9 protein-coding genes, 1 tRNA gene and 1 pseudogene are annotated in these 8837 nt (G+C 49.8%); 3 read left to right on the top strand and 8 right to left on the bottom strand.

Features of this window, described 5'->3' with window-relative positions; translation table 11 throughout:
• Positions 1-57 precede the first annotated feature (57 nt).
• Positions 58-705, bottom strand: coding sequence for a nitrate/nitrite response regulator protein NarP (narP, locus tag ACLD4K_RS09855; RefSeq protein WP_001115500.1), 648 nt, complete (start codon positions 703-705; stop codon positions 58-60).
• 820 nt (positions 706-1525) lie between these two features.
• Here narP and pagL point away from each other — a divergent pair.
• Complete coding sequence (gene pagL, locus ACLD4K_RS09850) at positions 1526-2089, top strand: lipid A 3-O-deacylase PagL (RefSeq protein ID WP_411011768.1); 564 nt, start codon at positions 1526-1528, stop codon at positions 2087-2089.
• A 192-nt stretch (positions 2090-2281) separates the two neighbouring features.
• Here pagL and ACLD4K_RS09845 read toward each other — a convergent pair whose 3' ends face one another.
• From ACLD4K_RS09845 to ACLD4K_RS09825, 5 genes and pseudogenes are all read right to left on the bottom strand, one after another.
• Positions 2282-2470, bottom strand: coding sequence for a DinI-like family protein (locus tag ACLD4K_RS09845; RefSeq protein ID WP_350387976.1), 189 nt, complete (start codon positions 2468-2470; stop codon positions 2282-2284).
• Positions 2464-2556, bottom strand: a pseudogene (locus ACLD4K_RS09840) (hypothetical protein); the annotation flags it as partial. The pseudogene ACLD4K_RS09840 and the gene ACLD4K_RS09845, both read right to left, overlap by 7 nt.
• A tRNA-Pro gene (locus tag ACLD4K_RS09835) sits at positions 2512-2588 on the bottom strand. The gene ACLD4K_RS09835 and the pseudogene ACLD4K_RS09840, both read right to left, overlap by 45 nt.
• Before the next feature lie 73 nt (positions 2589-2661).
• Positions 2662-4422 (bottom strand): LPS biosynthesis-modulating metalloenzyme YejM, encoded by a 1761-nt coding sequence (gene yejM, locus ACLD4K_RS09830; protein ID WP_411011767.1) that lies wholly within the window; start codon positions 4420-4422, stop codon positions 2662-2664.
• Positions 4423-4453: 31 nt separating this feature from the next.
• Positions 4454-4681 (bottom strand): YejL family protein, encoded by a 228-nt coding sequence (locus ACLD4K_RS09825; protein WP_001135904.1) that lies wholly within the window; start codon positions 4679-4681, stop codon positions 4454-4456.
• Positions 4682-4860: 179 nt separating this feature from the next.
• On the opposite strand from ACLD4K_RS09825, the gene yejK reads away from it, so the two are divergent.
• Both yejK and ACLD4K_RS09815 read left to right on the top strand, forming a co-directional pair.
• Positions 4861-5868: a nucleoid-associated protein YejK gene (gene yejK, locus ACLD4K_RS09820; RefSeq protein ID WP_000050812.1), complete on the top strand. Its 1008-nt coding sequence runs from the start codon at positions 4861-4863 to the stop codon at positions 5866-5868.
• A 27-nt stretch (positions 5869-5895) separates the two neighbouring features.
• Positions 5896-6516 (top strand): hypothetical protein, encoded by a 621-nt coding sequence (locus ACLD4K_RS09815; protein WP_000033440.1) that lies wholly within the window; start codon positions 5896-5898, stop codon positions 6514-6516.
• A 108-nt stretch (positions 6517-6624) separates the two neighbouring features.
• On the opposite strand, the gene rplY is transcribed toward ACLD4K_RS09815, so the two are convergent.
• The gene (rplY, locus tag ACLD4K_RS09810) at positions 6625-6909 is read right to left on the bottom strand and encodes a 50S ribosomal protein L25 (RefSeq protein ID WP_183059257.1); all 285 of its coding nucleotides are present in this window, start codon (positions 6907-6909) and stop codon (positions 6625-6627) included.
• 124 nt (positions 6910-7033) lie between these two features.
• Positions 7034-8794: a DEAD/DEAH box helicase gene (locus ACLD4K_RS09805; protein ID WP_000578115.1), complete on the bottom strand. Its 1761-nt coding sequence runs from the start codon at positions 8792-8794 to the stop codon at positions 7034-7036.
• Positions 8795-8837: the final 43 nt, after the last annotated feature.

Below are 8837 nucleotides of genomic sequence, written 5' to 3'. Positions count from 1 at the left end.
CGCAGGAGAAATAAGACCCTGACGGCCCGGTGGCGTGGCGCCATCGGGCCTGGCTTGTTACTGCATTCCGCGTGTTTGTAAAAATAGAATGGTCGCCGCGACGCGCGAGCGCACGTTTAGCTTGCGAAGTAGATTACGAATGTGCACCTTAACCGTCTGCTCAGAAATATTCAGTACTGACGCAATCTGTTTGTTAGAAAGCCCCTGCGCCAGCTCATGCAAGACATCTAACTCTCGTTCGGTCAGGATACTAAAGGGATCTTCCTGCGCGCCAAACCGTTCGCGCTCACGCAGATATTCATTGACCCGATCGCTAAAGACTTTACCGCCGTTAGCGCCTTTGCGAATGGCCTCCAGCAGCACTTCCGGATCGCTATCTTTGAGCAGATAACCGTCGGCGCCGGCGTCGATCAGCGCGTAGATGTCGCTGGCGGAATCCGAGACGGTAAGAATAATAATTTGCGCCGTCACACCATCCCGGCGTAGCGCGTTCAGGGTATCTAACCCGCTCAGACCTTTCATATTCAGATCCAGCAGGATCAGATCGGGCTCAATGCGATTCGCCAGATCGATCGCACTCGCCCCGTCACCCGCTTCGGCAACGACATAAAAAGCCGGGTCCAGTTCCAGTAATTGACGAATACCTCGCCGCATAAGTGGATGGTCGTCCACAATAAGCACCTGAAAAGGTGTTACTTCAGGCATACTATATCTCCTGAGTTTTATTAGAATGATTATTGTTTTCAGCACGGAAATCGTCCAGATTTGCCACATTGTCAAGCGCGTAAATTTTACCCTAATTAGTGCATGGGTAAGTAGTAAAACCTGTGACAGGCGAGTCATTAGCTGAACGATAGAAAGGATAAAACAACCTGCTGCGAGGGAAAACAGAATACTCCCCCGAGGAGGCTGAATACTGGTCTGGACGCTTTTTTCGGACAATGCGACATAACAGAAGTGTGGTATATGTTGCTGCGCCCTTGCACCCGTAAGTCCAGGCTATCTTTACTGGCAGGAAATTCCTTATTAAAAGTCATAGCGTCTAAAGCTTGTCATTATTAACAAATTATTTTAATTGAATTTATTTATTGTTTTATTAATGTCAATGAAATACATCTGAGCAGAACGAATAAACCGCGACATCTGTTAAATTAAATATCAAGTCAATAGTAGAGATATTTTTATGCGATAAATTGATTCTGACGATATTCTTATCATAAATGAAAATGTGGTCAGGAATGAGAGTCACTCACTTATAACTTATCCTGGGTGCCTGAACAACACTCTCAGCGTTTTGAGCACCCGTTGGGGCAACTCAAGGGGAGAATGTAGTGAGTATGTTTTGATTTCTGCACACAGTCCATGCCCAGCCTGTTTGCATCAAAAATGCTGGATGGAATAATTATGAAAATAATATTAATACTGGATGCTATATCAGCCGTTTCTGAGAGCGTAAGTGTGGCGTAGAAAATTTTAAATATATTAGTCGGTTAAAAATAGCTATTGACATTGAAATGGTGATGGAGTGTATATGAAGAGAATATTTATATATATATTATTACCTTGTGCATTCGCATGTTCTGCTAATGATAATGTTTTTTTTGGTAAGGGCAACAAACATCAGATCTCTTTTGCTGGGGGAGAAAGTATAAGGAGAGGAGGGGTTGAGCACTTATATACGGCCTTTCTGACATACAGTGAACCCAGCGATTTTTTCTTTTTACAGGCAAGAAATAATCTGGAGTTAGGAGGATTTAAGGCTAAGGGGAACGATGATTGCAGTAAACATTCTGGCAGCGTTCCCTGCAATAAATATAATCAGGCCGTATTAGGTATCTCGAAGGATGTGGCGCTGGTTCATTTCGCTGGTATCTATACCGGTATTGGTCTGGGGGCTTATATAAAATCTAAGTCGCAAGATGATATGCGTGTCAATTCTGCATTTACCTTTGGAGAAAAAGCGTTTCTTGGCTGGAACTTTGGCTCTTTTTCTACAGAAGCTTATATCCGGCATTTCTCGAATGGATCACTCACGGATAAAAATTCAGGGCATAATTTTGTAGGTGCTTCAATTAGTTATAATTTCTAAAGTTGAATAACAATTAGCGAGTTGCTGGCTGAAGGAGAAATTAATCACAGTACGTTGTCTACAAAAACGTGTTGTGACTAGCCGATCGTTATCGGCCCTATGGCGACAGGGAGGCTAATTGTTAGTGACAAAGAAGTGGTAAGCCATTTACCTTACCAGAACGTTTTATTATTGCTGCGACAGATTGCTTACTCATTTACCTGCCACTGCAAACATTTCTTCCAGCATAGGGTGTAGATGCGCTTTTTCTGTTTTAGTACAAACATGGTTTACGTTATTTGCCTGCATTGACTTTACTGTGACCACTGCACAGGAAAGGTGTCCGATCAGTTCATGCAAAATAACGTCTCTGGCATCAGCTAACTTTTTAATTGTAGGCATAAAAAAACCAGCCCTGAGAGGCTGGTTTTTAAGGGGAATTTTGGTCGGCACGAGAGGATTTGAACCTCCGACCCCCGACACCCCATGACGGTGCGCTACCAGGCTGCGCTACGTGCCGACTTGTGGGTGCTAATACTACCTCTTTCCAACGCGAATGCAAGGGGAAACGGTGCTAACTGATTTATAATTAATCAGTTAGCGATAAAACGTTTCTCTTCTGTTAGCACTTGCAGCAGCAGACTGAGCTGCGGCTTCTGATCTTTGATCTTCTCGCCGTGTAAATTATAGGTCTGATAATGACCGTTATTATTGAGCACCAGGGTCATTTGCGGCGTCGTGATTGCCAACGTACTGCTGTCTGCCGCCGTTACCCAGTTATGGCGACGTGGAACGGTAAAGATGTCCTGGCCCTGTGAATATTCGTTCGCTGGCGTGCTGACATGTAACAGGCGTTGCATCAACGTGGTCATTACATCGGTATGATCGGTAAGCGCATTAATACGCTGCGCAGGCGTCCCCGGCCAGTGGATCACCAGCGGTACTTGCAGATGACCTTGCGACCAGTCGAAGCGATTTTCTTCCGGCGTCAACGGTATGCCGCGTCCTGCGGTAATGATCACGACGGTATTGTCGAATTTACCGGCCTCTCGCAGCGCGTTCAGAACCCGATTGATTTGCGCATCCACATCCTGAGCGGCGCTGGCGTAGCGTTTGGCAAAGTTCTTCTGGTTGCTGTCATCAAGGTTTGTCCCGTTAAAGGAGACCCAGGAGAACCAGCGATTATCTTCCTGTGCGTAGCGTCCCAGCCAGTCTATCCACTGGCTGGCCGTTTGCGCATCAGACTGCGTCTGCGCTGCCGGCATCGAGAAATCGGACAGTAATGCCTGACGGTAAAGCGGGCTGGCGAAGCCATCCGAAGAAAACAGTCCCAGTTGGTAGCCTTGCTGATTCAACGCGGTAATGAGCGCCGCAGGCGTTCTGGTGGATAACACGCCATCCATATAGCCTGGCGATATGCCATAGAACAGGCCGAAAATACCGTTATCAGTGGTATTCCCTGAACTCATATGACGAGTGAAGTCGATGTTTTGTTCGGCAAATGTAGCCAGCTCCGGCATCTGCTTCTCAAAGCGAGAATAGTTCAGGCCGTCTACGGTAATGAGCAGCACATTCTGACCGGTGCCCATATCGCGATAGTGCAAATTGCTGAGCGGGTACTGAACGGAGACCGCTTCCGGATTGCCTTGCTCTACCAGACGGCGCTGATATTCCTGCGCATCCAGCAGACCGTGTTTTTCAAGAAAACGTCGCGCCGTCATCGGATAAGAGAGCGGCAGGTTTGCCCGCTGCATGGTAATCGGCCGGTAAAAATTAGCGTCTGCCCAGATGTAGATAAGATGCGATGCGATAAAGGAGACGAAAAAGAATGCCGCAAGCGGCCTTGCGAAATGGCGGCGGCGCGTGAGACTGCGCAGCTTTTGCCAACTCCATGTCGCAAATAGCATCTCAATCAATAAGATAACCGGCACGCTAATAAACATAAGCTGCCAGTCGCGCGCCATTTCGTTCTGGTCAGGGTTGATGACCAGCTCCCAGACAATGGGGTTAAGATGCAGGTGAAAACGGGTAAAGACTTCGCTGTCGATAAGCAACAACGTCATACCCGCGGTCGCCAGAATGGCTGATAAAAACCGCATCAGCCGCTGGGACATCACGATAAACGTGAGCGGAAAAAGAATAAGCAAATAGGTGGCGAACACCAGAAAGCTAAAGTGCCCGACAATGCTCAGGTAGGAGTATATGCGACCCGCAAGCGTTGTCGGCCAGTCGGCGACAAACAGGTAACGGCTGCCGAGCAACGTAGCCAACAGTATATTGAACAGAGCGAACCAGTGCCCCCAGCTAACCATCTGGGAGACTTTTTCACGGTAGCGCTGACGATGAGTTACCATACCTGTCGCTTGTTTCTCCGGAGTCGGCTTTTTAGTGCGCGTTGTCTTCGCTAATCGAAGACTGCAAGGCGCGGGCAAAAGAGTTCGCAATCGCCTGGCGTTGAGCCGGCGCCACGCTGGTGTTGATAAGGTTGGTGACCATATTTCCCAGCACCATCAGGGAAAGATCGGTCGGCGCCTTATGTTTTTCCAGTACACTGAGCAGTTCGCTCAGCAGTTGTTCAACATGTTCATCACTATAGCGGGAGAGTTGTGGCATAAATCAAAATCTGTTTGTTCATGAAAGGGCAACATATTACCGTAGCAACAGTTTTTTTTCTGCATTTTTATCCCCTAAATCATTCGCGTTACGGATAACGCCTGAAATGACAGGGCGATTGCTTGCGTCTTCCGGCAGGCGGTGGTTGAATACCGCCCGGTCTTAAAGGAGAGTTTATCATGAGTCTGGATATCAACCAGATTGCCCTGCACCAGCTTATCAAGCGCGATGAGCAAAATCTTGAGCTGGTCTTGCGCGATTCATTGCTGGAGCCGACAACCACCGTTGTCGAGATGGTGGCTGAACTGCATCGGGTCTATAGCGCCAAGAATAAGGCGTATGGCCTGTTTAGCGAAGAGAGTGAACTGGCGCAAGCGCTGCGGTTGCAACGTCAGGGGGAAGAAGATTTTCTTGCCTTTAGCCGGGCGGCGACCGGACGCCTGCGTGACGAACTGGCGAAATATCCCTTTGCGGACGGCGGCATTGTATTGTTCTGCCATTATCGTTACCTGGCGGTGGAGTATCTGCTGGTTACGGTACTGAACAACCTGAGCAGTATGCGGGTCAATGAAAATCTGGACATTAACCCGACGCATTATCTTGATATTAACCATGCGGATATCGTGGCGCGTATCGATCTTACCGAGTGGGAAACTAATCCGCAATCGACCCGCTACCTGACGTTTCTCAAAGGTCGGGTAGGGCGCAAGGTCGCTGACTTCTTTATGGATTTCCTCGGCGCCAGCGAAGGGTTGAACGCCAAAGCGCAGAATCGCGGCCTGTTGCAGGCAGTGGATGATTTCACCGCAGAAGCGCAGTTGGATAAAGCAGAACGTCAGAACGTGCGCCAGCAGGTGTACAGCTACTGCAACGAGCAATTACAAGCCGGGGAAGAGATTGAGCTGGAATCGCTGTCTAAAGAGCTTTCCGGCGTCAGTGAAGTTAGCTTCAGCGAATTTACCGCCGAAAAAGGCTATGAACTGGAAGAGAGCTTCCCGGCGGATCGCAGTACGCTGCGCCAGCTAACCAAATATGCCGGCAGCGGCGGCGGGTTAACGATTAACTTTGATGCGATGCTGCTGGGTGAGCGGATTTTCTGGGACCCGGCGACCGATACCCTAACTATCAAAGGGACGCCGCCGAATCTGCGCGACCAGTTGCAGCGACGCACGTCGGGCGGGAAATAAGGGCATACTACATAAAAGGACGCAGTAGTGAGTAAAGGAATACGTCAGAGGCCGCCTGTTAATTTCAGTTTATTTCGGCAGGTTTTGTATGCGCACATTGTCGCATTTTTGATGATGTTGATGCTCGGCATGGTGTTCACCGTTCTCTCGTTGGTACTGTTTTATACTTATGGCACCAACTGGTTACTGAGCTTGTTCATATGCCCGCTGTTCTTGTTAAGTGGTTTATTCATTACTGGATTTGCTTTTAAATCAACCTGGTCCAGCATACGTTACTATTACGACAAGGGGCAGTTGAAACGGTATGGACTCAATCTTGATGCAACTTTGACGCATAAAGAGAAGGTGGAAATACGCATCGATAATGCAAAGCGTCAAGTGCGTGTAGATGAACTGGAACTCCATGTCTTATTTGATTTTCAGTTTGATAGCAAGACATGGAGCTGCGGCGACTTACTGACCAATGAAAAGGTATTTGATGCGTTGAATGATGGGCAAACGATACCAATACGAATTTTGCCATGGAAACCGGAAAGTGCCAGCGTTCGTCAACGGGCATTATTCAATCGGCTTAAAGGTATGAATACCGCGGCGGAAACTACAGATCCTCGATTAGGGGAGGCGCTAATTGAATGTGGCGAGGTGTAAGAAAGCAGAAAAGCAAAGTGGGTTCTCGTTGCTCTGCATGTCGTCAAATTCAATTAAACGCATAAAAAAACCCCGCCGGGGCGGGGTTTTTCTTCAACTTCCAGGCGATTACGCGCGAACGAAGTCGATGTGAGTCAGCTTCGGTTTGTAAGCGTGACGCTGTACAGCCTGAGCTTTAACTTTAACTTCTTTACCGTCAACAACGAGGGTCAGAACTTCGCTGTAGAATTCAGCTTTAGCTTGCATGTTCATAACTGCATCGTGATCCAGTTCGATAGCAATCGGGGCTTCTGCACCACCGTAGATGATTGCCGGGAACTTGTTAGCGGCACGCAGGCGGCGGCTCGCACCCTTACCCTGCTCTTTACGTACTTCAGCGTTGATAGTAAACATTTAAATCTCTCTTTAATAATTCCTGCTACAGGCGACCCAGCAACAGGTAAGTGATCTGCTTTGCGTATGCAAAAGCGGGCGAGATTCTATACTCAAACGGCTGGTACATCAATCAAAAGTACGATTAACCGCGTAATTCATGTGCCCGACGAAAGCGTCCTTCATAATCGAAGACCTTTTCACGGACCTGCCAGTACTGGCCTTTCATCCGCGCGACCACAAAATCGGGATGCCGCAACAGCGCCTGCTGCGCGACAATATCCGCCGCCGTGATCCAGCGTAAAGGAACGCCGGGCGTGCGCGTATGCGGGCGAATAAATAGCTGTTCGAAAGCGGTACGCTGGGCGGGCGTGTGCAAGCGGAAGCGCTCACTGACATCCGCGCCGTCCTCGTCATAGTAAGTGATTTTCAGCCATTCGCCTTTCTCATCCTGCCCATGCTGCATCGTCATTCCGCTACAGCGCAGGACTAACGCATCCTTGAGCCTGAGCGCCGCTTTTAACATATCGTCCGGGTCGACCAGAATGGCGTCACATTCCCGGCAGCGTCGGGCGGCAATATCGTTTTCGGCATTACACTGCGGGCAGTTTTTGAAGCGAAAGCGAAAATCGCACTGCTCGCGATGGCCGTCATCATCGTCAAACCAGCCCTGGCAGCGACGGCCAAAGTGTTCAATCAGCGTGCCGTCGGCAGTGGTTTTCCCCCAGAAGGTGTTGGCAAAGCCGCAGGCCGGACAAAATACCTGGACAGGGACGTTATCGCTTTTTCCCTTCGGGCTACCGACCTCCGGGGCATACAGGTCGTGCGGGTTGCCAGCGTAATCAAGAATCAGGCAATCGGTCTTTCCCGGCGCAAGGCGCAGACCACGCCCGACAATTTGTTGGTAAAGACTAACTGACTCGGTGGGACGTAGAATCGCGATGAGATCAACGTGTGGGGCGTCAAAGCCGGTGGTCAGCACCGAGACGTTAACCAGATAGCGAAAACGCTGCGCCTTGAAATTATCAATCAGCGCATCGCGCTCGGGCCCTGGCGTATCGCCGGTAATCAGCGCCGCGTCGTCCGCCGGAAGCAGACCGACAATCTCTTTCGCATGTTCGACCGTGGCGGCGAAAATCATCACGCCTTTGCGCGTTTGCGCAAATTCCATAATCTGGCTGATGATGTGCGGCGTAATCCGCTGCTGCTTTTTCAGCTCGCGGTTCAGGTCGGCTTCGCTGAACAGCCCATTGCTTTGGGCCTGCAGGCGGCTGAAATCGTATTGGACCACTGGCATATCAAGCCGCTCAGGCGGCGTCAGATAGCCGTGTTTAATCATATAGCGCAGCGGCAGTTCATAAATACAGTCGCGAAACAGAGCGTTGTCGTTGCCGCGCACCATACCGTGATAATGAAATTGATAAATCCAGCCTTTTCCGAGGCGAAAAGGCGTGGCGGTGAGCCCAAGCAGACGTAAGTGAGGATTAACTTTACTCAGGTGAGTGAGGATTTGCTGATACTGACTGTCTTCATCGTCACCGATGCGGTGGCATTCATCGACAATCAACAGCGAAAACTCCTCCTGGAAGGCGTCAAGGTTACGCGCCACCGACTGTACGCTGCCGAACACGACTTTGCCCTGACTCTCTTTACGTTTGAGTCCGGCGGCGAAAATATCCGCTTCCAGCCCCAGCGCGCAATATTTGGCGTGGTTCTGCGCGACCAGCTCTTTCACATGCGCCAGCACCAGTACCCGTCCGCGGGCGACGCGCGCCAGTTCGGCGATCACCAGGCTTTTACCTGCACCGGTCGGCAGAACAATCACGGCGGGCGTACGGTGGCGGCGAAAGTGGCTGAGCGTGGCGTCTACGGCTTCTTGCTGGTAGGGGCGGAGTGTAAAAATCATGGTCTCACTACGTTAAACGGTTCCGGGAATAGTATGCCATGAA

This window comes from Salmonella sp. 741265055_HSA (assembly GCF_046569525.1).
Taxonomy (GTDB): domain Bacteria; phylum Pseudomonadota; class Gammaproteobacteria; order Enterobacterales; family Enterobacteriaceae; genus Salmonella; species Salmonella enterica.
The sequence above is the reverse complement of the archived record's forward strand: the minus strand, read 5'-3'. Positions and strand labels throughout refer to the sequence as shown.

Bases quoted from the DNA above. Each gene is read 5' to 3' on its own strand.
- narP (WP_001115500.1), bottom strand. From the start codon at position 705: ATGCCTGAAGTAACACCTTTTCAGGTGCTTATTGTGGACGACCATCCA.
- ACLD4K_RS09845 (WP_350387976.1), bottom strand. From the start codon at position 2,470: ATGCCTACAATTAAAAAGTTAGCTGATGCCAGAGACGTTATTTTGCAT.
- yejM (WP_411011767.1), bottom strand. From the start codon at position 4,422: ATGGTAACTCATCGTCAGCGCTACCGTGAAAAAGTCTCCCAGATGGTT.
- ACLD4K_RS09825 (WP_001135904.1), bottom strand. From the start codon at position 4,681: ATGCCACAACTCTCCCGCTATAGTGATGAACATGTTGAACAACTGCTG.
- yejK (WP_000050812.1), top strand. From the start codon at position 4,861: ATGAGTCTGGATATCAACCAGATTGCCCTGCACCAGCTTATCAAGCGC.
- rplY (WP_183059257.1), bottom strand. From the start codon at position 6,909: ATGTTTACTATCAACGCTGAAGTACGTAAAGAGCAGGGTAAGGGTGCG.
- ACLD4K_RS09805 (WP_000578115.1), bottom strand. From the start codon at position 8,794: ATGATTTTTACACTCCGCCCCTACCAGCAAGAAGCCGTAGACGCCACG.